The 25,059-nt window shown below is 31.3% G+C and carries 28 protein-coding genes and 1 tRNA gene; 12 read left to right on the top strand and 17 right to left on the bottom strand.

Annotation, left to right across the window (positions count from 1 at the left end; translation table 11 throughout):
• Positions 1-51: 51 nt before the first annotated feature.
• The gene (locus ASC41_RS06430; protein ID WP_055435813.1) at positions 52-615 is read left to right on the top strand and encodes a fused DSP-PTPase phosphatase/NAD kinase-like protein; all 564 of its coding nucleotides are present in this window, start codon (positions 52-54) and stop codon (positions 613-615) included.
• A 234-nt stretch (positions 616-849) separates the two neighbouring features.
• On the opposite strand, the gene ASC41_RS06435 is transcribed toward ASC41_RS06430, so the two are convergent.
• Genes ASC41_RS06435 through ASC41_RS06445 form a run of 3 tightly spaced genes read right to left on the bottom strand, consistent with a single transcriptional unit; the run spans position 850 to position 2,533 of the window.
• Positions 850-1,839 carry a c-type heme family protein gene (locus ASC41_RS06435; protein ID WP_055435814.1) on the bottom strand — a complete coding sequence of 330 codons (990 nt, stop codon included), beginning with the start codon at positions 1,837-1,839 and terminating at the stop codon, positions 850-852.
• A gap of 6 nt (positions 1,840-1,845) precedes the next feature.
• Positions 1,846-2,115 carry a heavy-metal-associated domain-containing protein gene (locus ASC41_RS06440; RefSeq protein WP_055435815.1) on the bottom strand — a complete coding sequence of 90 codons (270 nt, stop codon included), beginning with the start codon at positions 2,113-2,115 and terminating at the stop codon, positions 1,846-1,848.
• A 58-nt stretch (positions 2,116-2,173) separates the two neighbouring features.
• Positions 2,174-2,533, bottom strand: a complete 360-nt coding sequence (locus tag ASC41_RS06445) for a rhodanese-like domain-containing protein (protein WP_083477155.1) — start codon at positions 2,531-2,533, stop codon at positions 2,174-2,176.
• 398 nt (positions 2,534-2,931) lie between these two features.
• Between ASC41_RS06445 and ASC41_RS16910 the strand changes: the two genes are divergently transcribed.
• The 3 genes from ASC41_RS16910 (at position 2,932) to pncA (ending at position 5,277) form a co-directional block, all read left to right on the top strand.
• Complete coding sequence (locus ASC41_RS16910) at positions 2,932-3,069, top strand: hypothetical protein (protein ID WP_160318795.1); 138 nt, start codon at positions 2,932-2,934, stop codon at positions 3,067-3,069.
• A 145-nt stretch (positions 3,070-3,214) separates the two neighbouring features.
• Positions 3,215-4,612, top strand: coding sequence for a nicotinate phosphoribosyltransferase (locus ASC41_RS06450; protein ID WP_055435816.1), 1,398 nt, complete (start codon positions 3,215-3,217; stop codon positions 4,610-4,612).
• 59 nt (positions 4,613-4,671) lie between these two features.
• Entirely contained in the window at positions 4,672-5,277 is a 606-nt protein-coding gene (pncA, locus tag ASC41_RS06455) for a bifunctional nicotinamidase/pyrazinamidase (protein ID WP_055435817.1), read from the top strand.
• A gap of 92 nt (positions 5,278-5,369) precedes the next feature.
• Here pncA and trxA read toward each other — a convergent pair whose 3' ends face one another.
• The 7 genes from trxA to ASC41_RS06490 all read right to left on the bottom strand — a co-directional run bounded on the left by trxA (position 5,370) and on the right by ASC41_RS06490 (position 10,843).
• Positions 5,370-5,666 (bottom strand): thioredoxin, encoded by a 297-nt coding sequence (gene trxA, locus ASC41_RS06460; RefSeq protein WP_055435818.1) that lies wholly within the window; start codon positions 5,664-5,666, stop codon positions 5,370-5,372.
• A gap of 136 nt (positions 5,667-5,802) precedes the next feature.
• Positions 5,803-6,078 (bottom strand): ATP-dependent Clp protease adaptor ClpS, encoded by a 276-nt coding sequence (locus ASC41_RS06465; RefSeq protein WP_055435819.1) that lies wholly within the window; start codon positions 6,076-6,078, stop codon positions 5,803-5,805.
• Between the two features lie 23 nt (positions 6,079-6,101).
• Positions 6,102-6,938, bottom strand: coding sequence for a 50S ribosomal protein L11 methyltransferase (gene prmA / locus ASC41_RS06470; protein ID WP_055435820.1), 837 nt, complete (start codon positions 6,936-6,938; stop codon positions 6,102-6,104).
• A 130-nt stretch (positions 6,939-7,068) separates the two neighbouring features.
• The gene (gene tpiA, locus ASC41_RS06475) at positions 7,069-7,818 is read right to left on the bottom strand and encodes a triose-phosphate isomerase (RefSeq protein WP_055435841.1); all 750 of its coding nucleotides are present in this window, start codon (positions 7,816-7,818) and stop codon (positions 7,069-7,071) included.
• Positions 7,819-7,832: 14 nt separating this feature from the next.
• A complete protein-coding gene (locus ASC41_RS06480) occupies positions 7,833-8,909 on the bottom strand; it encodes an ABC transporter permease (protein ID WP_055435821.1) in 1,077 nt (358 codons plus the stop codon).
• Position 8,910: 1 nt separating this feature from the next.
• Complete coding sequence (locus ASC41_RS06485; protein WP_055435822.1) at positions 8,911-10,218, bottom strand: BT_3928 family protein; 1,308 nt, start codon at positions 10,216-10,218, stop codon at positions 8,911-8,913.
• A gap of 85 nt (positions 10,219-10,303) precedes the next feature.
• On the bottom strand, positions 10,304-10,843 hold the full coding sequence (locus ASC41_RS06490) for a DUF1599 domain-containing protein (protein WP_055435823.1): 540 nt from the start codon (positions 10,841-10,843) through the stop codon (positions 10,304-10,306).
• Positions 10,844-10,957: 114 nt separating this feature from the next.
• Here ASC41_RS06490 and folP point away from each other — a divergent pair, with 114 nt between their 5' ends.
• From folP to ASC41_RS06510, 4 genes are all read left to right on the top strand, one after another.
• Positions 10,958-11,779, top strand: coding sequence for a dihydropteroate synthase (gene folP, locus ASC41_RS06495; protein WP_055435824.1), 822 nt, complete (start codon positions 10,958-10,960; stop codon positions 11,777-11,779).
• Positions 11,780-12,406 (top strand): hypothetical protein, encoded by a 627-nt coding sequence (locus ASC41_RS06500; protein ID WP_055435825.1) that lies wholly within the window; start codon positions 11,780-11,782, stop codon positions 12,404-12,406. It begins immediately after the preceding gene.
• Between the two features lie 80 nt (positions 12,407-12,486).
• Positions 12,487-13,278 (top strand): diadenylate cyclase, encoded by a 792-nt coding sequence (locus ASC41_RS06505; protein WP_055435826.1) that lies wholly within the window; start codon positions 12,487-12,489, stop codon positions 13,276-13,278.
• A 29-nt stretch (positions 13,279-13,307) separates the two neighbouring features.
• The gene (locus ASC41_RS06510) at positions 13,308-14,081 is read left to right on the top strand and encodes a DUF3667 domain-containing protein (RefSeq protein ID WP_055435827.1); all 774 of its coding nucleotides are present in this window, start codon (positions 13,308-13,310) and stop codon (positions 14,079-14,081) included.
• Positions 14,082-14,084: 3 nt separating this feature from the next.
• Here ASC41_RS06510 and ASC41_RS06515 read toward each other — a convergent pair whose 3' ends face one another.
• Together ASC41_RS06515 and truA are read right to left on the bottom strand one after the other, a co-directional pair.
• Positions 14,085-15,851: an ABC transporter ATP-binding protein gene (locus tag ASC41_RS06515; RefSeq protein ID WP_055435828.1), complete on the bottom strand. Its 1,767-nt coding sequence runs from the start codon at positions 15,849-15,851 to the stop codon at positions 14,085-14,087.
• The gene (truA, locus tag ASC41_RS06520) at positions 15,844-16,596 is read right to left on the bottom strand and encodes a tRNA pseudouridine(38-40) synthase TruA (protein WP_055435829.1); all 753 of its coding nucleotides are present in this window, start codon (positions 16,594-16,596) and stop codon (positions 15,844-15,846) included. The genes ASC41_RS06515 and truA overlap by 8 nt, the downstream gene beginning before the upstream one ends.
• A 140-nt stretch (positions 16,597-16,736) precedes the next feature.
• On the opposite strand from truA, the gene ASC41_RS06525 reads away from it, so the two are divergent.
• Positions 16,737-17,234 carry a metallophosphoesterase family protein gene (locus tag ASC41_RS06525; protein ID WP_055435830.1) on the top strand — a complete coding sequence of 166 codons (498 nt, stop codon included), beginning with the start codon at positions 16,737-16,739 and terminating at the stop codon, positions 17,232-17,234.
• Between the two features lie 62 nt (positions 17,235-17,296).
• Here the strand turns inward: ASC41_RS06525 and ASC41_RS06530 are convergent, their stop codons facing one another.
• On the bottom strand, positions 17,297-17,707 hold the full coding sequence (locus ASC41_RS06530; RefSeq protein ID WP_055435831.1) for a DUF4293 domain-containing protein: 411 nt from the start codon (positions 17,705-17,707) through the stop codon (positions 17,297-17,299).
• Positions 17,708-17,910: 203 nt separating this feature from the next.
• Here ASC41_RS06530 and rho point away from each other — a divergent pair, with 203 nt between their 5' ends.
• Entirely contained in the window at positions 17,911-19,623 is a 1,713-nt protein-coding gene (gene rho, locus ASC41_RS06535) for a transcription termination factor Rho (protein ID WP_055435832.1), read from the top strand.
• 205 nt (positions 19,624-19,828) lie between these two features.
• On the opposite strand, the gene ASC41_RS06540 is transcribed toward rho, so the two are convergent.
• The 4 genes from ASC41_RS06540 to proS all read right to left on the bottom strand — a co-directional run bounded on the left by ASC41_RS06540 (position 19,829) and on the right by proS (position 22,402).
• Entirely contained in the window at positions 19,829-20,203 is a 375-nt protein-coding gene (locus tag ASC41_RS06540; protein WP_055435833.1) for a hypothetical protein, read from the bottom strand.
• Positions 20,204-20,378: 175 nt separating this feature from the next.
• Positions 20,379-20,630, bottom strand: a complete 252-nt coding sequence (gene rpsT, locus ASC41_RS06545; RefSeq protein ID WP_055435834.1) for a 30S ribosomal protein S20 — start codon at positions 20,628-20,630, stop codon at positions 20,379-20,381.
• 29 nt (positions 20,631-20,659) lie between these two features.
• A tRNA-Glu gene (locus ASC41_RS06550) sits at positions 20,660-20,731 on the bottom strand.
• Between the two features lie 192 nt (positions 20,732-20,923).
• Positions 20,924-22,402: a proline--tRNA ligase gene (gene proS, locus ASC41_RS06555; protein WP_055435835.1), complete on the bottom strand. Its 1,479-nt coding sequence runs from the start codon at positions 22,400-22,402 to the stop codon at positions 20,924-20,926.
• A 100-nt stretch (positions 22,403-22,502) separates the two neighbouring features.
• Between proS and ASC41_RS06560 the strand changes: the two genes are divergently transcribed.
• Positions 22,503-23,456, top strand: a complete 954-nt coding sequence (locus ASC41_RS06560) for a hypothetical protein (RefSeq protein WP_055435836.1) — start codon at positions 22,503-22,505, stop codon at positions 23,454-23,456.
• Between the two features lie 32 nt (positions 23,457-23,488).
• The gene (locus ASC41_RS06565; RefSeq protein ID WP_055435837.1) at positions 23,489-25,006 is read left to right on the top strand and encodes an OmpP1/FadL family transporter; all 1,518 of its coding nucleotides are present in this window, start codon (positions 23,489-23,491) and stop codon (positions 25,004-25,006) included.
• The last annotated feature ends 53 nt before the right edge of the window (positions 25,007-25,059 follow it).

The raw sequence follows: 25,059 nt of genomic DNA on the forward strand, positions 1-25,059 counted from the left end.
AAAAAAAAAGGTATTGTTTTTGATTCGTTACTAACTAATAAATAAAAAAGAATGAATAAATTAATAATTGTATTTACACTTTTTGTGACTTTTGGTTATTCACAAAATGTAAAAGACATACCAAAACAAGATGATAATATTGAAATTGCGTCTAAAAATTTCAACAATTTATATCGTATTAACGATTCTATTTATCGCTCGGAACAACCAAGTAAAAAAGGTTTTATAGAATTAGATACTTCTGGAATAAAAACTATTGTTAATTTACGAAGATTACGAAATGATATAAAAAAAGCTAAAGGCACTAATTTGCAATTAGAACATATCCCATTAGCTACAAAGCTAATTACAGAACAGGATATTTTTGAAGTTATTCAACTTATTGACAATGCTGAAAAGCCACTTTTAATTCATTGCTGGCATGGCTCTGACCGAACTGGCGTAATGGTTGCTGCCTACAGAATAGTTATAGAAAACTGGAGTAAAGAAAAAGCAATTAAAGAATTTAGAAATAAAAAATTTGGTTATCATGAAAACAAGTATCCAAATCTGCTTTATTTACTAGAACATTTAAATGTTGAAAACATAAGAAAGCAGCTAAAAAAAACTAATTAAAACTTACCGAACTAAAACTAAAAAGGCTCGATATTAAAATTATCGAGCCTTTTTAGTTTAATTAATATCTGGTATAAGAAAATATTGTTTAATCTCTCATTTACCTAAGTTGACTTTTATTTGTTTTAAAATGTGATTCATTATTTTACATGGACCACACTGTTAAAAAAAAACGACTAATATAGGTGAGTCTTGATTTATTATTTTTTAAAATTCGCTCATATTTGAATTGATTTATTTATCAAAAGTAATACTCCAAATACCTCTAACCTCGTTAATATCATAACCTATTGCTTTGTCTTTTGGATATAAATTAGTTAGCTTTTTTAATGTAGGTTTTTGTATGTTTTGATTAGGTTTTCCGTGACACTGTAGGCACATTGTATTTGTTACAATTGGATAATATACGTGTACTTTATTGTCTAATTCATTTACAATTGGCTTTGGTTCTTTGTTGTTTTTAATATCGTTTTTAAAAGAATTAATGTACGTTAATTCTTTGTTGTTTGCTAAATTATTTTGGTTTCTAGGTTTGTCTGAAACACGTTTTATTGTTGCATTATGGACTATAGACATACTATCTGTTAATGGATATGCTTTTTCATTACAAAATGTTAAAGCCTCTATAGTCCCTTTTTGTTGAATTGTTCCCATTAGGTTTTTTCCCAAAACAGCTTTAGTTGTCAATGCGTATTTTAAACCACGTTCTTCATAAGGTAAAATATCAAAGTCAACTTTAGCTTGCTGTTTTTGTATACTTTGTCTTTGCTTTTTGCCGTTACGCTTCCCTTTTTTTTCATTAAAATGGTCATCAAACCATTCTGGTTGTTCAATATCAAAGTTATACATGTAGTCTGTAATTTCCTTAATAGTTTCCTCTGAAAATGCAAGCTTTGGCATCACGCCAAAACGTTTTACTGCTCCAAACATTTTTGCGTTTTCTTCACTTGGGTTTTTAATCCAATCTTGTATAGATTTTGTAAATTCTTCTTTTGTTGTATTATTATCTATATAATGTTTTTTTATAACGACCATTGGAGGTCCAATTCTGTCATCGTGACTTGCAGATGGATTATGGCATGTGTAACAATTGGTTTCCATTAGTTTTTTGCCCGGATGATTGTTAATTTCCGTTTGTTTTTCTAAAGCAGTATATTCTTTTTTTGGATTGTTACAACCGAAAATTAAGACTAAAAATAATACTAGTACAACAAAATGTTTCATAATAATTTATTTTGAAAGTTTTCCTGTTGCACAACTCATTAAAGATTTTGCTTTAGATACTATAGTGTTTTCATCTTCTATTGAAGGATATCCTAAAGTTTTAAGTTTGTTTTCTACAGCAAAAGGGTCTGTTTTATTTAAATAATTAAAAGACACTTTGTTTTTATCTACGTCAATATTTATATCTGAAATATTTTCAATTTCTGAAAGTTTTGTAGTAATTGTATTTGCGCACCCACCACATTTTAAGTTTTGTACTATTATTGAAGTTTTCATGTTTTGTTTTTTATTATTGTGTAAAACGAATTTTACTTATCATTGTTTTTTATATCTACTATTTATAGTTTGAAATACCACCTTTTAAATCGTAAATTTCAGTAAAACCCATTGCGACTAATTTATGTGAAGCTTTTCTGCTTCTGCTTCCGCTTCTGCAATAGATATAAACGGCTTTATCTTTCTTTAGTTTATTAAATTCTTCATTAAAATTTTTAGAATAAAAATCTATATTTTTCGCTCCGTTAATATTACTCGATTTATATTCTTTTGGTGTTCTAACATCTATAAGTTGAACTTTTTTGTTTTCTATTTGTGTTTTAAAGTCTTCAGAAGAAAGAACCACAATAACAGTGTTTAAAGCTAGATTCGAACTTAATAACGTTGTAAATAACGCTATAGTTAATATGTATTTCATTGTTAATTTATTTTTAATAAAGTTAAAGAACATAAAGCTTGCTTTTGGTAACCTTTGTTACACAAAAAAGCGCGTTTTATAATAATGCAAAATGCATTTTTTGCTAACTAAATTATTTTAAAGCTGTCGGACAAACATAATCTGTTCTTGAAACGGAGGTTTTTTTTAATAGCTACATTAAACACAATACTTTGGAGTGCTAACGTGCAAAAAGAAGATGCTTTTTTACTTCGGAATTACTCCTTTTATAATTTACAGCCAATTACTTTTAAAGTGATCCTAAAAAACATAACTTATTAGGTAGTTTAGTTGATGATGAAAGTGTAATAAGTATAATTGCTATTGTTGAAGGTTGGTAGACAATAAATAAAAAGAATAATATATTTTATTTTAATAATTTGCGATTCGGACTATTAGATTTAAAACAAAAATCAGATAGTTTTGTTTTTGAATACAGACTAGATGTGGATGCTTCTGGTAAAGTTATATTCACTGAAGAACCTAAAAACAATAGTGATAGTAAAAAACGACTATAATAATTATGGAAACGCTTAAAAGGAAATTAAACTCATTATAAAAGCACTATTTAATTTCAACTAGGTTAATTATTATATTCTTTAGAATTTGAAGCAAGAAGTCTTTCATATTTTGAATATCTTAGTAAACTAAACATATAAATTTATGGATATTACTGCTGCATATACAGATCTATACCAAATAACAATGGCGCAAGTCTATTTTGTTACTAAGCCAAATGGTAAAGCTGTATTCGACTACTATTACCGTCGTAATCCTTTTAATAATGGGTATTCTATATTTGCAGGATTAGAAGATGTTTTAGATATATTGGAGTCGCTTAAATTCTCAGATTCCGACATTTCTTATTTAAAAGAAAAAGGATTTGAAAATGAATTTTTAGAGTATTTAAAAAATTTTAGCTTTAAAGGCAATATCCGTTCTAGTAAAGAAGGTGATATTGTTTTTCCTAATCGTCCTATTTTACAAGTAGAAGCCAATATTATTGAAGCACAAATTATAGAAACTCTTTTGCTTAATATTCTTAATTTTCAAACCTTAATAGCAACTAAAGCTAGTAGAATACGATACAGTGCTAAAGATGCTATTTTATTGGATATGGGATTACGTCGTGCGCATGCTACAGGAGGTTATTATGCATCCAGAGCAGCTGCTATTGGTGGTTTTGATAGTACTAGTAATGTGAAAGCTGCAGAGGATTATAATATTCCATCTACAGGTACAATGGCACATTCATTTATCCAGAGTTATGATAATGAGTTGGATGCTTTTCGTGATTTTGCACAAGTACGACCAAAAAACTGTGTGCTTTTAATAGATACTTATAATACTCTAAAATTGGGCCTTCCAAATGCGATTGTTGTTGCAAAGGAAATGGAAGAGAGAGGAGAGCAATTATTCGGAATTAGATTGGATAGTGGTGATTTAGCATATTTATCTAAAAAAGCGAGAGCCATTTTAGATGCGGCTGATTTGGGTTATGTAAAAATTGTAGTGTCTAATCAGTTAGACGAATTTGTTATTAAAAGTTTAAAAGAGCAACATGCACCTATTGATGTTTTTGGGGTTGGAACTAATCTTGTTACAGGAAGACCAGATGCTGCGTTAGATGGTGTCTATAAATTATCTGAATACAATGGTGACCCAAGAATTAAACTCTCAGAAAACATTATAAAAGTATCGCTACCTTATAAAAAGCAAGTGTTTAGAATGATTGATGCCGATGGGTTATTTTATGGTGCAGATGCTGTTACTATCTATTCTGAAGGCGAAATAAACCAAATGGAACATCCTTTTGATGTTACTAAGCAAATAGATGTTAGTGAGCTTAAAAAAGAACCTTTATTAGAGTTAGTGATGGAGGATGGTAAACGTGTGGTTTCACCCAGAACTGTTACCGAAATTTCTAAATATTCGCAGTCTCGCTTAGCACAACTTCCTGATGAATATAAACGTTTTCAAAATCCGCATACTTATAAAATTGGATTAAGTAGTCAGCTTAAAAAAGAACGAAATAATCTAATTAACAAACATAAAAGTTAAGCTTATTGTGTTAATTGTGAGATAAATATTACTCATTTACATTAAAAAACAATATAAATATGAAAACGCTTTTAGTTATTGATGTACAAAACGATTTTATGCCTGGAGGCTCTCTAGCAGTGCCTAACGGTGATGAAATTATACCTGTAATAAATAGAGTGCAAGATAGGTTTGATTTGATTGTAGCCACACAAGATTGGCATCCTAAAACGCATTCTAGCTTTGCTGTAAACCATGATAACAAATCTGATTTTGATAACATAGAGTGGCAAGGAAAAACACAAACTTTATGGCCAAAGCATTGTGTGGAAGGAAGTAAAGGAGCCGAACTACACTTCGAATTAGACACTACGAAATACGAGGCTATTTTTAGAAAAGGTACAGATGTAAATATTGATAGTTATAGTGCGTTTTATGATAATAACCATTTAAAAGCGACTGGTTTAACAGGTTATTTAAAAGAAAAAGAGGTGTCAAAACTTTATTTTTGTGGTCTTGCTTCTGATATTTGTGTTTACTTTTCTGTACGCGATGCCATAAAAGAAGGTTTTGAATGCTATTTTATTGAGGATGCTGCTAAACCTTTAGATATAGATGCCTTTGAAGTTATCAAGACAGAGATGATTAATATGGGTGTGCAAATTATAACTTCAGAATTGGTATAGTTTTAATAAAGAGCAAGATAATAGAGGAGAGGTTAGGATATAAAAAAAGCGCATATATGCGCTTTTTTATTTATTTTCTTCTGTTAGTTTTATTAATATGTTGCTGTAATGATATTAATTAAATCATTTTTTTGAAATACTCCAGATTGTCTCCACACTTGTTTCCCTTTTTTAAATAACAATAGTGTTGGTACTCCTCTTACTTGGTATTTTGAGGCTAATTCTTGATTTTTATCGACATCAATTTTTATAATAGAAACACGTTCTTTTAAATTGTCTTTAACGTCTTTTAAAATTGGACTCATAGTTTTGCAAGGTCCACACCATTCTGCATAAAAGTCTACTAATACTGGTATGTCTTGATTTATTATTTCTGAAAATTTACTCATTTTTATTGTTTTTTTATCAAAAAGGGAATCTAAAAATTCTAATCTTATTAGTTTGTAGTTTTATTTTTAGGATAGAATGTTACAGTGTTTTTTAGAAACGTTTTTGAGTTTTTTTTAGCAAAATTTAAAGCTGAGATTATATAATCTCAGCATCAATTCCTGCTTCTAAAATGCTAGAACAGATAGGTTTTAAATCTTTTAAATCTCCTGTTTTAACTGTGCATTGTCCTTTATAATGTACTAAAATTGTACATTGTTCTGCTTGTTCTGGAGTATGTTTACAAGCTTTTATAAGTGTGTCTATAACATGATCGAAAGTGTTATAGTCGTCGTTATAAACAACAATTTCGTTGTTTGGTTTTTCTAACGTTTCAACATCATGTTGTTCTTGTGTTTTTTCTTTGATGCTCATTTACAGTGTTTTAAACAAAAATATTAATTTTCGAAGTGTAATGCAACCCAATCATTACGTTTTAACTTATTTTTTAACTTTAAGCCACTTGCGTTACATTCTTTTTCAATAGTTGGAATATCTGCTTCATAGAAACCGCTTAAAAATAAAGAGCCATTTTCGTTTAGACACTTTGCATAAGTATTAATATCGTTTAAAAGGATATTACGGTTTATGTTTGCAATTATAGTGTCGTACTTTTTATTTACTAATAAACTAGCATCTCCTTCGTAAACAGTAATGTTTTTAGCATTATTACGTTCTGCATTTTCTATACTATTTAAGTAGCACCAATTATCTATGTCTATAGCATCTATTGGGTTTGCACCTTTCATTTCTGCTAAGATTGCTAAAACGGCTGTGCCACATCCCATATCTAAAACAGATTTTCCTTGAAAATCGTTTGCCATTATGTGCTGTATCATCATGTGTGTTGTTTCATGATGTCCTGTACCAAAACTCATTTTTGGTTCTATAATAATATCGTATTGCGTGTCTGGTTTTTCGTGGAATGGTGCACGAACAGAGCAAAGGTTATCTACTATAATTGGATTAAAGTTTTTCTCCCATTCACTGTTCCAGTTTACTTGTTCTATTTCATCGAAAGTGTAAGAGATTTCGAATTCGTCGCTTGTTAAAACATAAATATCTTGTAAAATGTCTTCTCTCCATTCTTCTTTTTGAATGTATGCTGTAACACCTGTTTCAGTTTCTACAAAGCTTTCGAATCCGGCATAACCAAGTTCTGCGATTAGAATTTCGGTTGCTGGCTGTAATGGTTTTACTGTAAAATAATAACCTATATATATTGTATTTGACATTTAATAGTCTTTGTTTCTGGCAGGTAATCCTGCGTTAGCGGTTGTAATGGCATCCTTTTTTTGCTGCCATATATGGCAAAAAAAGATATAATGGAAAACGCGACCCTTGTGGTAACGCCCAAATTATTAATTAAAATGCGTTTATTATAGCATAAAAATCTTCGGCTTTTAAGGCTGCTCCTCCAATAAGTCCTCCGTCTACGTCTGGCTTACTAAAGATCTCTTTTGCGTTTGCAGGTTTTACACTACCACCATAAAGAATGGTCATGTCTTGAGATACTTGCTCGCCATATTTGCTGTTTAATGTTTCTCTAATAAACTTGTGCATATCTTGTGCTTGCTCAGGACTTGCTGTTTCGCCAGTTCCAATTGCCCAAACGGGTTCGTAGGCTAAAACGATGTTTTTAAATACTGAAGCTTCTAAATGAAATAATGCATTTTTAATTTGATCTCCTACTATTTTTTCTTCGTTACCTGCTTTTCTATCGGCTAATTCTTCACCAAAACAAAAGATTACTCTCATGTCGTTTTTTAAGGCAGCGTCTACTTTTTTAGCAAGTAGTTCGTCTGTTTCGTTAAAATAAGCACGACGTTCGCTATGTCCTAAAATTACAGTTTTTACACCAACACTTTTTAGCATTGTAGCACTAATTTCTCCTGTATAAGCACCATTGTCTGCAAAATGCATGTTTTGTGCTACAACTTCTATGTTCGAGTTTTTTGTAGAGTTGAAGGCTTGAAAAAGATTTACAGATGTTGGTGCAATCATTACTTCGGCATTAGACGTTTGCTCTTGTTTTAAAAGCTCTGTAATTAATACTTCGGTTTGCGATAAATCGTTATTCATTTTCCAGTTTCCGGCTACTATATTTTTTCTCATAATAAATGTTGTTTTTATTCTAGTTTTACTTTTGGATCTAACCAAGCGTAGATAATATCTACAAAAATATTAATAATTATAAAGAGTAGGGCTATAATTAACACAGAACCCATAATTACAGGCAAATCTAATGTGTTTAATGCGTTTACTATTTCTTTACCAAGTCCGTTCCATCCAAAAATATATTCTACAAAAACAGCTCCTGCAAGCATAGAGGCAAACCATCCAGATATAGCAGTTACTACAGGATTTAGTGCGTTTTTAATGGCGTGTTTTTTTATAATTTGAAATTCGCTCAACCCTTTTGCTCGTGCTGTACGGATGTAATCTTGGTTAAAGACTTCTAATAATGAATTTCGCATTAATTGAATAACTACTGCTAATGGGCGAATACCTAAAACTAAAGCGGGTAGAATTAAATTTTTAAGTTTAATGTTTACTTTTTCGCCAAAGTCGTCGAGTTCGAACAAACTACCTGTCATTTCTAAGTTGGTGTATTTATGAAGTACAAAACCAAAAAACCAAGCGAATAGAATAGCACTAAAAAATGAAGGAATACTCATGCCAATAGTGCTAAGTATTTGTATTGCTTTGTCTAAAAAAGTGTCTTTTTTTAATGCTGAAATGATACCTAAACTTATACCTAAAAGTAAAGCAATGCCTATGGCTGAAATAGCTAAAACGAAAGTATTGGGTAATGTTTCGGCTAAAACGGTACTTACTTTTTTACCTTGTTTTGTAAAGGATTCTCTTAAATACGGAAACTTTAAAACGGTTGTTGTGTTACCGACAGTAAAGAGTTTTGCTTCCGAATATTTTTGAGGTCTTAAAAAGGTGTAATCGTCTTCGGTATTAGAGTGAAACGAGATGGGAGAGAGGTCGTTTAAATAATATAGATATTGTGTGCCTACAGATTTATCGAAACCATATTTTTTTTTAACGATGGCTAATTGCTCGCTGTCTTCGTTTTGTCCCAGCATCATTTTTGCTGGGTCTCCAGGTAAAATATTGAATAAAAAGAATATAACAGTGACTACTCCAAATAAGGTGAGTAGTGCATAGAAAGTTTTATTTATGAGGTAGCTTATCAGATTATTCTTCTTTTAATGTTATTTTTATTAATTCGGTATAGTTACTTGAAGTCATTGAATTAAGTATTTTTAATTCTGAACCTTCTTTTATAACATTCATACTTTCAATTGTCTCAGGATCTAGCGCTTCAACTTCAGCTTTAGTTACTTCTTCTTCATTAACAAAGTAAGCCATATTTATTATAATAACTGGCTCAGGCTTACGCTCAACTTTAGGTAAGTCTATTTCCTCGGCATCGTTAAAATGCTCTTTTTGCATTACTGTTCCTTTCTCTAATTTTAAAATTCCAGGATTAGAACGTACTACAGTTTTTAATGCTTTTTCATCACATAAGTAAAAATCGAAATCGAAACCGTATTTTTCTTTTGCATACTGTTTGTCTTCATCTCCCGAAGATGATAAACCAATTACCGTGTAACCGTTTTCAATAGCTTTATCGGTAACTTTTTTAATGTTTTTTAAGCCTTGCTCGTTGGCCTTTTCAAGATTGTAAGCGACTACCATAATAAGGTGGTCTTCGGCTAAAAATTTAGTAGTAAAATCTTCATCTTCAGTTTCTATAGAAAAATCTTTAACAGGAGGATCGTAAGCTTCTACCAAAACTTTAGTTTCAACGCCTACGTATTCTCCATCTACTGTTGGGTAGCTACCATCGGTAATATATTCTAGGTTTTCTCCACCAACATTAAAGGTCCAAGTATATTCTTGTACAGCTTTTTGAGCATCATCTGGTACAACGATACCTTCGGCAATATTTTTGCCAACAGCATAGGCTCTAAAATCCCAAGTTGGTAAATGCATTAATACGTGATAACCAAACCATAAACTACCAATAAAACCTAATAGTGCTAAAATAGTTGTTGGAAATTTACCAAATAGTGGTTTTATATATTTTATTCCAGCAACTAAAACAAGTATAAGAATAAGTAGAATTAAATCTTTAGTAAAACTTTCCCATGGTTTTAAAGGAAGGAAATCGCCAAAGCAACCGCAATCTTTTACAACTTCGAAATAAGCCGCGTAGAAGGTTAGAAATGTAAAGAAAACAATCATTGCTAAAAGCATGTAAACCGTAAATTTACGTTTGTAACCTATTAAAAGGAAAACACCTAAAACAACTTCCAATACTACTACAAATACCGAAATACCTAGAGCGTAAGGATCTAAAGACGGCAGGTTTAATACCTCTGTACTAAAATATTCTTGTAGTTTGTATGAGAAACCTAACGGGTCGTTAAGTTTTATTAATCCTGAAAAGATGAATAATCCTCCAACTAATAGTCTGCAAATGTGTACTAAGTATTTCATAATTTTCTGTCATTCCAGTAAAAGCAGGAATCTATTTTAATTATTATAGTTTATAAGTGGATTCCTGGCTACACAGGAATGACAATTATTTTTCGTTTAAATGTATCATCGCAAAAATGGCATAATTTATCATGTCTTGATAATTAGCGTCTATACCTTCGCTTACAATTGTTTTACCAGCATTGTCTTCAATTTGTTTAACACGTAATAATTTTTGTAAAATTAAATCGGTTAAAGAACTCACGCGCATATCTCGCCAAGCTTCACCATAATCGTGGTTTTTGTCTAGCATTAATTGTTTTGTGATGGCTACTTTTTCATCGTATAAAACGGTAGCGTCTTCTGTAGATAAATCTGGTTGCTCTACAACACCTTTTTCAAGTTGAATAAGTGCCATTAAAGAGTAATTTATAATTCCTATAAATTCACTTTGTTCGCCTTCGTCAACTTTTCTTACATCGTTTTGTTGCAAGCTCCTAATACGTTGTGCTTTTATAAAAATCTGATCTGTAAGCGATGGTAATCTTAAAATTCGCCATGCGCTTCCGTAGTCGCTCATTTTATTAATAAACAGACTGCGACATGTTTCTATTACACTATCGTATTGTTTTGAAGTATCTTGCATATTTTATAAACTCTAGTTGAATTTTCCGTAAATTTCGCATAAAATTGTCTAAAAGTCAAGGTTTCACATCTATAGTTTTTAAATGTGATGCAAACAACAAATATAAAGGTATCAATGACCATTAATTGCAGAGGAAAACTTATCGATTTATCTACACCAAAAGTAATGGGTATTCTTAATGTTACTCCCGATTCTTTTTATGATGGTGGCATGTATAAAGAGGAATCAAATATTATTAATCAAGTACAGAAAATGCTTGACGATGGTGCTACTTTTATAGATATTGGTGCTTATAGTTCTAAACCAAATGCAAATGAAGTTTCTCAAGATGAAGAGCTCCAACGCATACTTCCAATTATAGAATTATTGATTAAACAATTTCCGGAAATTATTATTTCTGTAGATACGTTTCGTGCTGAAGTTGCTAAACAGTGTATTGGAAAAGGAGCTGCTTTGGTAAACGATATTTCGGCAGGACATTTAGATGAAAGAATGTTGGAAACGGTTGCTAATTTAAATGTGCCATATATTATGATGCATATGCGAGGCAACCCAAAAACTATGCAGCAACAAACCAATTACGATAATATTTTAAAAGATATTATTTTATATTTTTCTGAAAGAATAACTACTGCCAGAGCTATAGGAATTAAAGATATTATTATAGATCCAGGTTTCGGATTTGCTAAAACATTAGAGCAGAATTTCGAATTATTAAACGTTCTTGAAGGCTTTAAAATAATAAATTTGCCTCTTTTGGCTGGTATTTCTAGAAAATCTATGATTTATAAAACATTAGAAACTTCTGCAACCGAAGCTCTAAATGGAACAACAGCGTTAAATATGGTTGCCTTGCAAAAAGGAACTGCTATTTTAAGAGTTCACGATGTTAAAGAAGCAGTAGAATGTGTCACACTTTTTAATCAACTTAAATAAATGAAAAAATTATTAATTGCTTTTTGCTTATTAGCCTTATGCGCTTGTGGAAAAGAGAAATCGGTTCTACTTCCAGAAATTGAAAATGCTAAGATTACAGAAATCACAGATGTGTCTCCAGCTTATATTTTTTACGATGAAACCAAACCAGATAGTTTAGAATTAAATAAAGGTAATTTAATAATCTCGACGAATTGGTTAGTAAATGTAGATAGGCGTTTAACTTTAAAACAGGTTATGCCTTCCATTATTAAGCTACAAGAGAAAAAACGAAACTCTAGTCATAAAAATGAAAGTGCTCGTAATTATTATACTTGTAACGATACAAGTATTAAAAATTTAGGGTTTCTTGATTTTACAGATGTGGTTTATCTTTTAGATGGAAAATATAGAGAAAAAGAGATTGAAAATAATTGTAATTTTACTGTAGAGGATTTAAATAATATTATAGTTAATATTGATCTAGGGACTGATAATTTACAGCATAAATTTAAAATTGAAGACCTTGAATCTATTCTTAAAAAAACTTTTTTGAAGGAGTTGAAAATAAAACGATTAGTTTATCTTTTAATGAAGCGTTATCTTTTCAGGATTACATCACTTTTAAATTTAAATTATCTCAGTTAAATTTAAGGAATACAAAAAATAACAATGAAGAATATATTTTTAATTAATATATTCAATCATTCTAAAATCAATATTTACCATTGGAAATTTTCGACACCATACTAAACTTCGGTATAATAGACTATATAGATGTTTTCTTAGTAGCCTTGCTTTTATATTACATTTACAGATTAGTTAGAGGTACAGTTGCTATTAATATTTTTCTTGGTATTGTGTTTATTTACTTCATCTATTTAATTGTAGAAGCGCTTAAAATGGTGTTGCTAACAAAAATTCTAGGCGGTTTTATTAGTGTTGGTTTTATAGCTTTAATTGTAGTGTTTCAACAAGAAGTTAGAAAGTTTTTATTAATGATTGGGTCTACAAACTTCGCCTCTAAACGTGGCTTTTTAAAACATATTAAGTTTTTAAAAATGGAAGGTGTTGCTACAGGATCTACAGATATAGAAGTTATTATTGCAGCTTGTAATAAAATGTCGACGTCTAAAACAGGAGCACTAATAGTTTTAGAGCGCGAAAATAATCTCGATTTTTTAGTAACTACAGGAGACGAGATGAATATTAAAGTTACGCAGCCAATTATAGAGAGTATTTTCTTTAAAAATAGTCCGCTTCATGATGGAGCAATAATTATAGAAAACAATATTGTAAAAGCGACACGTGTAATTTTACCTGTTAATAACGAGAAAACCATTCCGCAACGTTTTGGATTAAGACATAGAGCAGCAGTTGGTATCACAGAGCGTACAGATGCTATTGCAATAACGGTTAGTGAAGAAACCGGACAGATTTCTTGTTTTAGAAATGGAACATTTGTTGAATTTAAAGATTCTACTGAGCTAATAAAAATTATAAAAGAGGACTTAATTTAAATATGGTTTGTAAAAATTGTAAACGATTATTGCCACAACAAATTAACTTTTGTAATGGTTGTGGAGCAAAAGTGATTAAAAATAGATTAACAATGCGTAACCTGTTTGAGGATTTTGCATACCGTTACTTAAATTACGATAATCAATTTTTAAGAACTTTCCTTAATTTATTTACAAAACCAGAAAAAGTAATTGGCAGCTATATTAATGGAACGCGTAAAAAATACGTTAATGTTATTAGCTATTTTACAATTGCATTAACCATATTTGGATTACAACTTTTTATTATGAATCTCTTTTTTAAGGATGCTTTAGATATGTCTTCTTTTAATAAGCAGATGTCTTTAAATATGAAAGATCCTGAGGATTTTGTTAAAACACAAGCAGAGATTCAATCAGTAATAAGTAATTATCAGAGTTTAATTTATGTAATAACAACTCCAATTACAGCTTTTATAACATGGCTAGTTTTCTACATAACAAATAAAAGAACATATAATTATACAGAGCATATTGTTGTTAACTTATATTATTCGGCTCAGGTAATAATTATAACAGCTTTATCCACATTATTACTTATGGTTTGTGGGCTTAATTTTTTTACTATCAGCTTTATTTTTTCGTTTCTTTCTTTTGTTTATTTAGGTTATATTTTTAAAAGAATGTATGGTTTAACACTAGGAGATACTATAGTAAAAACACTTCTGTTTATAGTGCTATATGGGCTAATGGCGATAACTCTTGTAATTATAGGAGTCGTTTTTGCATTAGTTTTAACAAAAGGTTTCGGAATTAAGTTTTAATAACTAAGCCACATCAGCCTTCAAAAACTGAACCTCATACAAGTTTCTATAATAACCATCTTTAACTTTAAGTAACTCTTCGTGAGTACCTTGTTCTACAATTTCTCCAGCATCCATTACTATAATCTTATCGGCTTTCTGTATTGTTGCTAATCTGTGAGCAATTACAATAGAAGTTCTGCCTTTGGTAATTTTATCTGTAGCATTTTGTATTAATTGCTCAGAATACGAATCTACCGAGGAGGTTGCTTCATCTAAAATTAGAATACTTGGATTGGTAACATAAGCTCTCAAAAAAGAAATTAATTGTCTTTGCCCAGAACTTAACATTGCACCACGTTCTTTTACATTATAATTGTAACCATTTGGTAAGCTAGAAATAAAATCGTGTATACCAATATCTTTAGCAGCTTGTATTACTTGTGCTTCAGTAATATCTGGATGATTTAAAGATATGTTAGACATAATAGTATCTGCAAACAAAAACACATCTTGTAATACTACAGCAATTTGGCTTCTTAACGAAGCTAAAGTTACTGTTTTAATATCTATATTATCTACTAAAATTTCACCACTATTAATTTCGTAAAACCTGTTCAATAAGTTTATTATTGTAGATTTCCCTGCTCCAGTTGAACCTACAATAGCAACAGTTTCTCCTGCTTTTACATTTAGAGAAATACCTTTTAATACTTCTTCATTTTCAACATAGCTAAAATGAACATCTTTAAAATTAATAGCACCTTTAAAGTTTGAGGCTTCTATAGTTCCAGTATCATCAATTTGCGATGTAGTATCAATAATTTTAAATACACGCTTAGCAGCTACCATTCCCATTTGCAGTGTGTTAAACTTGTCGGCAATTTGTCTTAATGGTCTAAACAGTTGAGGAATCATCATAATAAACATAAACAACTCACCAGAAGTTGCTGTACTACTAACAACAACCATTAAACCTCCAAAATAAACTATCAGTCCCGAAGTAATACCCGAAAGAAAATCGGCAATTGGAAAGAAAATTGAGTTATACCATATCGTCTTTAACCATCCTTTTTTATGGCGCTCATTAATAGCTTTAAAGTTTTTATTTTCGGTTTCTTCTCTGGTAAATAATTGTAAAATTTTCATTCCTGTAACACGTTCTTGCACAAACGAATTAAGGTTAGAAACTTCTGTTCTTACCTCTTCAAATGCTTTTTTCATATAACGCTGAAAAATCTTTGTAGCATACAAGACAATAGGCATGGTCACAAATACAATTAAGCTAAGCTTAAAATTGGTGTACATCATGAAAACAGAAATAACAAGCATAACCATTAAATCACGCATAATCATAAATAAACCTTGTCCAAAAATATCAGCAATACGCTCCATGTCTGTAACAGCACGCGTTATTAACATTCCAACCGAAGAATTATCATAATACTTCATCTTGAATTTTAGCATGTGATTAAACAGTAAAACTCTAACATCTTGCACTATATTCTGCCCAAGCCAAGCGGCATAAAACTGAAAGAAAAACTGAAAAACGGTTTGGATAAGAAGTAACGAAATCATTAAAATAATATAAAACAAGAAACCTTCTTCTTGCATTGTTTTTATATGATCGTCTATTACTATCTGTAATAATTTAGGAGTAGCAATACTTAAACCTGCTATAATTAAAACAGATAAAAGTACACCGTAAAAAATAGTTTTGTACGGTTTTGTGTATTCAAACAAGCGTTTGAATAATGTAATGTCGAATATGTTTTCTTTTTTATTACTCAATGTCTAATTTAATTGTTTGTGGGTATTCAACTTCAGTTAAATATAAAGCGTGACCAGGGACAGAAAATCCTGCTTGGCTACGGTTTTTAGATTTAATAATGGTGTGAAGCGATTCTACTTCAACCTTACCAATACCAATATTAATAAGCGTTCCTACAATCGCTCGAACCATGTTTCTTAAAAAGCGATCAGCTTTAATTGTAAAATGAAGTTCGTTGTCTATAACCTGCCACTCAGCCTTCATTATATTACAATTATACGTTTTTACATCTGTATTACTTTTAGAAAAACATTGAAAATCTTCATAGTCCAATAGTATTCTGGTGGCTGTTTTTAATTTTTCAATATCTAATTTCGGTTTTAATAAAAAAGCCTGTTCTGTATTAAACGGACTTTTTTCTAAAGCAATTCTATATAAATATTGCCTGCTAATGGCATGAAATCTAGCATGCGCATCTGCTTTTACTTTAAAAATATTTTTAATAGCAATATCTACAGGTAAAAAAGAATTTAGTTTGTAAATAGTTTGAGGTATATCGAAGTTTACCTCAGTATTAAAATGTGCAAACAATTGTTTTGCATGAACTCCAGCATCTGTTCTACCAGCTCCCATTGTAGAAATAGGTTCTCTTAATAAAGTCGAAAGCCCTTTTTCTAAAACTTCTTGTACAGAAATAGCATTAGGCTGTATTTGCCATCCATGATATGCTTTTCCGTTATATGAGAGTTCTATAAAATATCGCAAAGAAACTTGTATTTTTGTTTTCTAAAGAAACAAAGATAATTGTTTTTGTTCCTAAAGAAATGCTAAATAATAATAAAAGCGAAACAATAAGATTAGCGCTTTCGCGGAAGTATTAATCACTAAAAAGAAGTTTATTATAAATGAAAAAAATCCTACTATTATCAGATACTCATAGTCATATTGATAACGATATATTAAAATACGTTAAACAAGCAGACGAGGTATGGCATGCAGGAGATATTGGGGATTTAAAAGTAACTGACGAAATTGCTAAACTAAAACCATTAAGAGGAGTTTATGGAAATATAGATGGTGATAAAGTACGTTTAGAATTCCCAGAAAATAATCGTTTTATGTGTGAAGATGTAGATGTTTGGATAACGCATATTGGTGGTTACCCAAATAAGTATAATGTAAGAGTAAGAGAGGAGATCTATAAAAATCCGCCACGTATTTTTATTTGTGGGCATTCGCATATTCTAAAAGTAATGCCAGATAAAAAACTGAATTTAATACATATGAATCCTGGTGCAGTAGGAATTCATGGTTTTCATAATGTAAGAACCATGCTTCGTTTTACTATCGATGGATCAAAAATTGAGAATTTGGAGGTAATAGAGTTTCCTAAAAAGTATTAAGCATAAAAAAGCCCAAGATCTTCACCTTGGGCTCACGCACTAATACTACTAAGATGTTAGGTTTATCGTAACCTATCTACAGATTTTACAAGATCTTCATCCTTTTTAATCGCTTTATTAGCTAAAACTAATAATACGATAGACAGAATTGGAAGAAAGATCCCAATACCTTTCTCAGAAACCAAAGCTTCTCCAGATACATTTAGAGATTGATATACAAAAAATCCTAGTAAAATAACGTTCAATATGATGTTAAGTCGTCCCAATACAAATTGCAACTTCCTATTTTTAAACATAAATATAGATAACAAAGATAGAGCTGCAGAACCTAAAAAGAGTCCGAAATACAAAAGCTCATCCATTGCAAAGATTTTTACATCTTCGTTAGTTATCCATAAATGAAATACAAAAATCAGTCCAGCCGAAATTCCAGCAGTAAGCAGTAAGTAGACAGATTGAATACGTTGTATCATTTATTTTAGTTGAATAATTTCAGCTTCAAAAATATAACTTCTTTTGGTAATTTTAACTAAAAATTTAAAATAAAGTTGTATAATTGCATGAGCGAGTTGCAATAGTCACATTAGCAATACGTTAATTCTTCAGAATCACAATATAATTTTCTCCGGAAATTTTCAACAACATATTTTTCTAAAAATATTCAATTAAACAATTCATGTTTGAAATCTCACAATTAAAAGAAATGAAGCTTCCTGAGTTACAGGACATGGCTAAAAAGCTAAGTATCCCTAAGTTTCGTTCATTAAAAAAATTAGACTTAGTTTATCAAATTTTAGATAAACAAGCAGCCAACCCTAAAGCTGTAGAAGTTGTAAAAGCAGATGTTCCTGCTCCAGCAGTAGAAGAGAAACCTAAAAGAGAACGTGTAAAACGTCCAGCTGCAAATAAGCCAAAACCTAGGCCTAAAACACAGCAAAAACCTCAATCTAAAGTAGAGGTAAAAGAGCAGCCAAAAGTAGTACAAGAAACTACTTTAGCTTCAAAAGAAGAGGCAAGTAAGGATGTAAAAGATATTAAAAATGTAAAAGAACAAGCTCCGGTAAAGGCGCAACAGCCAAAACCACAGCATAAGAAGCCTGTTCATAATCATCAAAATAAGAAAGACGATAAAAAGGATAACAATCCAAACCGTCAAAATAATCAGAACAAGAATCAAAATAAAAACCAGAATAACCAACGTAATCAAGGTAAAAACGGAAATACGCACGGAAGCAGTGAGACTCGTAACCGTTACCGCGAGCCAGATTTCGAATTTGATGCAATTATTGAAAGCGAAGGTGTGCTAGATGTAATGCAAGATGGTTATGGTTTTTTACGATCTTCAGATTATAATTACTTATCATCTCCAGATGATATTTATGTATCGCAATCTCAAATTCGTTTATTCGGATTAAAAGTAGGAGATACAGTATTAGGAAATGTAAGACCTCCAAAAGAAGGCGAAAAATATTTCCCACTTATTAAAGTAAATAAAATTAACGGTCAAAGTCCAGATGTGGTTAGAGACCGTGTGTCTTTCGAGCATTTAACGCCATTATTTCCACAAGAGAAATTTAATATTGCTGGTAAACAAGCTACAATTTCTACTCGTATTATGGATTTGTTTGCTCCTATAGGAAAAGGACAGCGTGGTATGATTGTTTCTCAACCAAAAACAGGAAAAACAATGTTACTTAAGGATGTTGCAAATGCAATTGCAGCTAACCATCCTGAAGTATATCAAATGATTTTACTTATTGATGAGCGTCCAGAAGAAGTAACAGACATGCAACGTAATGTTCGTGGAGAAGTTATTGCTTCTACTTTTGATAAAGAAGCTCATGAACATGTGAAAATAGCTAATATAGTATTAGAAAAAGCAAAACGTTTAGTAGAATGTGGACACGATGTAGTAATATTATTAGATTCTATTACGCGTTTAGCTAGAGCTTACAATTCTGTACAGCCTGCATCTGGGAAAATACTTTCTGGTGGTGTAGATGCAAATGCATTACACAAACCAAAACGTTTCTTTGGTGCTGCTCGTAACATCGAAAATGGAGGTTCGCTTACCATTATTGCAACAGCTTTAACAGAAACAGGTTCTAAAATGGACGAAGTAATTTTCGAAGAATTTAAAGGAACAGGTAACATGGAGCTTCAGTTAGATCGTAAGATTTCTAATCGTAGAATATTCCCAGCTATCGATTTAACTTCGTCAAGCACACGTCGTGATGATATCTTATTAGATAAGGTTACAATCCAAAGAATGTGGGTTATGCGTAAATACCTTGCTGATATGAATCCTGTAGAAGCTATGGAGTTTATTAACGAACGTTTTAAACAAACAAGAAATAACGAAGAGTTTTTAATTTCAATGAACGGTTAGGTTTATCCTGATTTAGTTTTAAGAACTAATTACAAATAAAAAAAGCTGATATTAGATTTACTAAGGGCTTTTTTTGTTTTATAAAAAGAAATTTATATTAAGGCTAAAAAAAACAAGCATAAACTAAATAAAAAGTCAATGCTTGTTTTCTAATTTAGTTTTTTATAAAAAAAAACTAATCGAAATTTTATAACTGTAATTACTATTAAGCTAATAATAACTCTTTATATTCTTTTAAGTCAGAGATATTATCTTTGTTATTAAGGTTTCTAGTAAGCGCTATTAAATATTTAAGGCTTTCTACAGGAGATACGTCTGATACATCTTTGTCTTCTTCAGTAAGCTCTTCTTCGTCTTCTTCTAAAGGCTCGTCTTGAGGAATAGGTAGAAGAAATGCCTCATGCTCTTCAATGTGCTCACAGGCAAGTCTAAGTACTTTTACCACTAAAGGAACTTCCTCTTCTATAGCATAAACTCGTAATGCTTTTATATCATCAATTAGTGTATCTGTATTGATTCCAGATTTATCAAGATTATTAAGAATTTTATCAATTACTTTAATTGCGTTTGTGTTTTCCAAAAGAGTAAGATTTATGTGAATGGTTGATTTTTGATAATTGCAAATTTATACTTTTAGAAATTAAATCATAGACCTTATTTCGAGTAAATTTACATACTCACTAAAAGAATTTTTATAAAACAAAAAAGCCTATCGAAATTTCGATAGGCTTTTGTTTCTTGTAGAATTAATTTGACTATATCGTCGCAACGAATTTAGTTAAACCAGATTTTAAGTTAGCAGCTTTGTTAAAATGAATAACATTTTTCTTAGCTAATTTATCTAACATAGAGTGTACTGATGGTAATAATGCTTCAGCTTCCTTTTTGTCAGTTAACTCACGTAATTTTTTTATAGCATTACGAGTAGTTTTGTGCTGGTACTTATTTCTTAAGCGTTTAGTTTCGTTACTTCTAATTCTTTTTAACGCTGACTTATGATTTGCCATTTGTTTATTTTTTCTTTATTAAAAAATTGTAGCCCGTAGGGGAGTCGAACCCCTCTTACATGGATGAAAACCATGCGTCCTAGCCGATAGACGAACGGGCCATTTATTTTTGAGTTTGCAAATATAAAACCTTTTTGTGTTATTGCAAAACTTTTTTGCAATAATTTTAAAATATTTTTTGTTGCTGCTAAACTTTTCAAATAACTTACACAACGTTTCCATTGCGGGTGCAAAAATACAACTATTTTCTACTTGTGCAAGACCAAACTAATTTTTTTTTCAAAAAAAATTAATTAATACGCTTTTGCGAACAATACTCTACGTTTTGAAGGCTTCCCAGAATAGACGCAAATACCATTTTCTATCTTTCCTTCTAATGGAAGGCATCTAATGGTTGCTTTTGTAATTTCTTTAATCTTGTCTTCTGTTTCAGTTGTACCATCCCAATGGGCAGATATAAATCCTCCTTTTTCTTCTAAAACAGTTTTGAATTCCTCAAAATCTTCAACTTCTGTTGTATGAGTGTTTCTATGGTTTAAAGCTTTGTTGAATAGGGAATCTTGAATTTCGCTCATTAAGCCTTCAATTTTCTCTATTAGAGAATCTAAAGGAACAGTTTCTTTAGTTAATGTATCTCTACGTGCTAATTCTACTGTGCCGTTTTCTAGATCTCTAGATCCAATAGCGATACGAAGAGGCACACCTTGTAGTTCGTGTTGTGCAAATTTTGCACCTGGACGATAGGTTGTTCTATTATCGTATTTAACTGTAATGTGTTTCGATCTTAAATCTTTTATTATTCCGTTTACAACGGTTGTAATTTCTTCTAGTTGTTCATCTGTTTTATGAATTGGAACTATTACTACTTGATTTGGTGCTAAGTTTGGAGGTAGTACAAGACCTTTGTCGTCACTATGTGTCATTATTAAAGCGCCCATTAATCTAGTTGAAACTCCCCAAGAGGTAGCCCATACATAATCTTGTTTCCCTTCTTTGTTAGTGTACTTAACGTCGAAAGCTTTTGCGAAATTTTGACCTAAAAAGTGAGATGTTCCTGCTTGTAGTGCTTTTCCATCTTGCATTAATGCTTCGATACAATATGTGTCATCTGCTCCAGCAAAACGTTCGCTTTCTGTTTTTAAACCTTGAACAACTGGTATCGCCATAAAATTCTCTACAAATGTGGCGTATACATTGTTCATTGTTTCGGCTTCTGTAATAGCTTCAGCTTTTGTTTCATGAGCAGTGTGTCCTTCCTGCCAAAGAAACTCTGCGGTTCTTAGAAATAAACGAGTACGCATTTCCCAACGAACAACATTGGCCCATTGGTTTATTAGTAATGGTAAATCTCTGTAAGATTGAATCCATCCTTTAAATGTGCTCCAGATAATAGCTTCACTTGTAGGTCTAACAACAAGTTCTTCTTCTAGTTTAGCTTCTGGGTCTACTCGAAGTTTACCTGGATTATCAGGGTCGTTTTGTAATCTATAATGAGTTACAACTGCACATTCTTTAGCGAAGCCTTCAGCATTTTTTTCTTCAGCTTCAAACAAGCTTTTAGGGACGAAAAGTGGAAAATAAGCATTTTGATGTCCTGTTTCTTTGAACATTCTGTCTAATTCTGCTTGCATTTTCTCCCATATAGCATAGCCGTATGGTTTTATTACCATACAACCTCTAACTGCCGAGTTTTCAGCTAGATCAGCCTTTACGACTAGTTCGTTATACCATTTTGAATAGTCTTCTGCTCTCGTTGTGAGTTTTTTGCTCATATATATTATTTTGGCACAAATATTGTGATTATGTTAAAAAAAGAAATAGTTTGACAAAACTAACTATTTTTGTTATGTTCAACAATAAAAACAAACAGTTATGCAATTAAAAAAATACTTATTAAATAAATTACCAGCATATGCTGTCGTTTTATTTGCTCTAGGACTTACATCTTGTGGATCTTATCAATATGTTGGGCAAGATAGCGATGGTATTTATAGTGAAGATGAACTGGTAGAGGATGTTGTGCAGGCAGATACAGAAGCTAATAGTACTTATTATAAAAATTACTTCAAAGAAAAGTCTTTAGAAATGGATTCTAATGGAAATGAAAATGATGAAGTTTTTGTAGATATAGATTCTTATGAAGGATCTTATTCTGAAGATTATGTAGACACGGCTAATGTTGATACTGGTTATGGAGCTTGGGGAGAAAATAGTAGTGAAGTGTCTGTAAATATTTATAACGTTGGTTTTAATAATTATTGGAATAGACCATATTACGGTTGGAATAATTTTGGTTGGAATAGGTCTTATTCTGGTTGGAACTTAGGTTATGGTTATGGGAATTTTGGGTATGGAGGTTTTTACAGTCCGTTTTGGTATTCTCCTTATGGTTATAATTATGGTTATGGAGGTAATCCTTATTATACTGGATACTATGGCAGAAATGGTTATGGCCGAAATGGTGTCGCGTATAGCTCTAGAAGAAGAGGGAGTGTTTATGGTAGAAACTCTGCTTTAGGTAGACGTGTTGAGTCTTCAAGAAGAAGTAATACTACATCTACTCGCACAAGAACATCTTCAACTCCTAGAGTGAGAACTTCTACTCCAAGAACAAGAACGTCTACTCCTCGAGTAAGAACTAGAACATCTACTCCTAGAGTGAGAACTACTACTCCAAGAACTAGAACATCTACTCCGAGAACAACTACTCCGCGAGTAAGGACTACTACGCCAAGAACTAAAAGTTCTTCTCCAAGTCGATCTTCTACTAGGAGTTCTTCTGGTTCATCATCAAGATCATCTTCAGGTAGTAGTAGAAGAGGATAGAATCTAGATTTTAAAAAAAAAGAAAAAAACATATGAAAAAAGGAATATTTTTATTGATAGGTGTTCTGTCTATGTTCACAATTAGTGCTCAGAATATAAATGATGCTTTACGTTATAGTAATGGTGAGGTTGTTGGTTCTGCTAGATATAGGGCTCTTAGTGGTGCATTTGGTGCGCTTGGAGGAGATTTAAGTGCTGTAAGTGTTAATCCTGCAGGTTCGGCTATTTATACAAATAGTTTCGCTTCGGTATCTTTAAGTGTAAGTGATGTTGATAATGAAACAGTTTATTTTGGAAGAAAAAGTGCTTCATCAGATTCGGATATTTCTTTAAATCAAGGAGGAGGTGTTTTTGTTTTTAAGAATAGAGGTGATGATTCACCTTGGAGAAAGTTTGCTTTAAGTGTTGCTTTTGATAATACTAAAAATTATGACGATAGTTGGAAGTCTAGAGGAATGGGTGATGTATCTATAGGTCAATATTTTTTAAATAATGCACAAGGTCTTCGTTTAGATGAGATTTCTGCGTTAAGTGGAGAGTCTTCGGCAGATGCCTATGCAGGAATAGGAAGTGCTTACGGTTATGCAAATCAGCAAGCTTATTTGGGTTACGATTCTTATATATTAGAGCCGGATAATGATGCAGATGATAATACAATTTATAGTTCAAACATCGCAGCGGGTAATTTTGACCAAGAATATGCTTATGCTGCAACAGGGTATAATGGTAAGTTGGCTTTTAACATAGGAGCTCAGTATGGTGATGATTTGTATTTAGGGTTAAATTTGAACTCTCACTTTTTAAATTATGAGCGTTCTACTTTTTTATATGAACAAAATAACAATACCGGTTCTGTTGTAAATCAAGTAGGTTTCGAGAATAATATTATAACAAATGGTTCTGGTTTTTCATTTCAATTAGGAACAATTTATAAGTTGTCTAATGAATTTAGAATTGGATTTACGTATGATTCACCTATGTGGATGACAATTACGGAGGAAACAACTCAGTACATTGAAACTGTTAGAGTGGATGGAGGTGAAAATGTTTTGCAAATAGTAGATCCACGAGTAGTTAATTTATTTCCAGATTATAGTATACAGTCTCCGTCTAAAGTAACAGGTAGTTTAGCTTATGTTTTTGGTAAACAAGGGTTGATTAGTTTCGATTATTCTAGAAAAGATTATGGAAATACAAAGTTTAAGCCTAAGTCAGATGCTTATTTTAGTGCTCAGAATGATATTATTGCTAATAATTTAACAGCAGCTTCAACATATAAATTAGGTGGAGAATATAAGGTTAATCAATTTAGTTTTAGAGGAGGTTATCGTTTTGAGGAGAGTCCATATAAAAATGGAGAAACTGTTGGTGATCTAAATGGTTATTCTTTTGGTTTAGGGTATAATTTTGGAAATACAAAGTTAGATTTAACTTACGATGCATATAATCAATCAAGAGAATATCAATTATATAGTACAGGATTAACAAGTGTTGCATCAATAGATTCTAATAATTCTAATGTTATATTAACTTTAGGATTCCAGTTGTAGATGATTTAATATTCGTTATTTAAACGGTGAAACAATTCATAAAAAAAAACTCC

It is taken from the genome of Lacinutrix algicola, assembly GCF_001418085.1.
Lineage (GTDB): Bacteria > Bacteroidota > Bacteroidia > Flavobacteriales > Flavobacteriaceae > Lacinutrix > Lacinutrix algicola.

Bases quoted from the DNA above. Each gene is read 5' to 3' on its own strand.
- ASC41_RS06430 (WP_055435813.1), top strand. From the start codon at position 52: ATGAATAAATTAATAATTGTATTTACACTTTTTGTGACTTTTGGTTAT.
- ASC41_RS06435 (WP_055435814.1), bottom strand. From the start codon at position 1,839: ATGAAACATTTTGTTGTACTAGTATTATTTTTAGTCTTAATTTTCGGT.
- ASC41_RS06440 (WP_055435815.1), bottom strand. From the start codon at position 2,115: ATGAAAACTTCAATAATAGTACAAAACTTAAAATGTGGTGGGTGCGCA.
- ASC41_RS06445 (WP_083477155.1), bottom strand. From the start codon at position 2,533: ATGAAATACATATTAACTATAGCGTTATTTACAACGTTATTAAGTTCG.
- ASC41_RS06450 (WP_055435816.1), top strand. From the start codon at position 3,215: ATGGATATTACTGCTGCATATACAGATCTATACCAAATAACAATGGCG.
- pncA (WP_055435817.1), top strand. From the start codon at position 4,672: ATGAAAACGCTTTTAGTTATTGATGTACAAAACGATTTTATGCCTGGA.
- trxA (WP_055435818.1), bottom strand. From the start codon at position 5,666: ATGAGTAAATTTTCAGAAATAATAAATCAAGACATACCAGTATTAGTA.
- ASC41_RS06465 (WP_055435819.1), bottom strand. From the start codon at position 6,078: ATGAGCATCAAAGAAAAAACACAAGAACAACATGATGTTGAAACGTTA.
- prmA (WP_055435820.1), bottom strand. From the start codon at position 6,938: ATGTCAAATACAATATATATAGGTTATTATTTTACAGTAAAACCATTA.
- tpiA (WP_055435841.1), bottom strand. From the start codon at position 7,818: ATGAGAAAAAATATAGTAGCCGGAAACTGGAAAATGAATAACGATTTA.
- ASC41_RS06485 (WP_055435822.1), bottom strand. From the start codon at position 10,218: ATGAAATACTTAGTACACATTTGCAGACTATTAGTTGGAGGATTATTC.
- ASC41_RS06490 (WP_055435823.1), bottom strand. From the start codon at position 10,843: ATGCAAGATACTTCAAAACAATACGATAGTGTAATAGAAACATGTCGC.
- folP (WP_055435824.1), top strand. From the start codon at position 10,958: ATGACCATTAATTGCAGAGGAAAACTTATCGATTTATCTACACCAAAA.
- ASC41_RS06500 (WP_055435825.1), top strand. From the start codon at position 11,780: ATGAAAAAATTATTAATTGCTTTTTGCTTATTAGCCTTATGCGCTTGT.
- ASC41_RS06525 (WP_055435830.1), top strand. From the start codon at position 16,737: ATGAAAAAAATCCTACTATTATCAGATACTCATAGTCATATTGATAAC.
- ASC41_RS06530 (WP_055435831.1), bottom strand. From the start codon at position 17,707: ATGATACAACGTATTCAATCTGTCTACTTACTGCTTACTGCTGGAATT.
- rho (WP_055435832.1), top strand. From the start codon at position 17,911: ATGTTTGAAATCTCACAATTAAAAGAAATGAAGCTTCCTGAGTTACAG.
- rpsT (WP_055435834.1), bottom strand. From the start codon at position 20,630: ATGGCAAATCATAAGTCAGCGTTAAAAAGAATTAGAAGTAACGAAACT.
- proS (WP_055435835.1), bottom strand. From the start codon at position 22,402: ATGAGCAAAAAACTCACAACGAGAGCAGAAGACTATTCAAAATGGTAT.
- ASC41_RS06560 (WP_055435836.1), top strand. From the start codon at position 22,503: ATGCAATTAAAAAAATACTTATTAAATAAATTACCAGCATATGCTGTC.
- ASC41_RS06565 (WP_055435837.1), top strand. From the start codon at position 23,489: ATGAAAAAAGGAATATTTTTATTGATAGGTGTTCTGTCTATGTTCACA.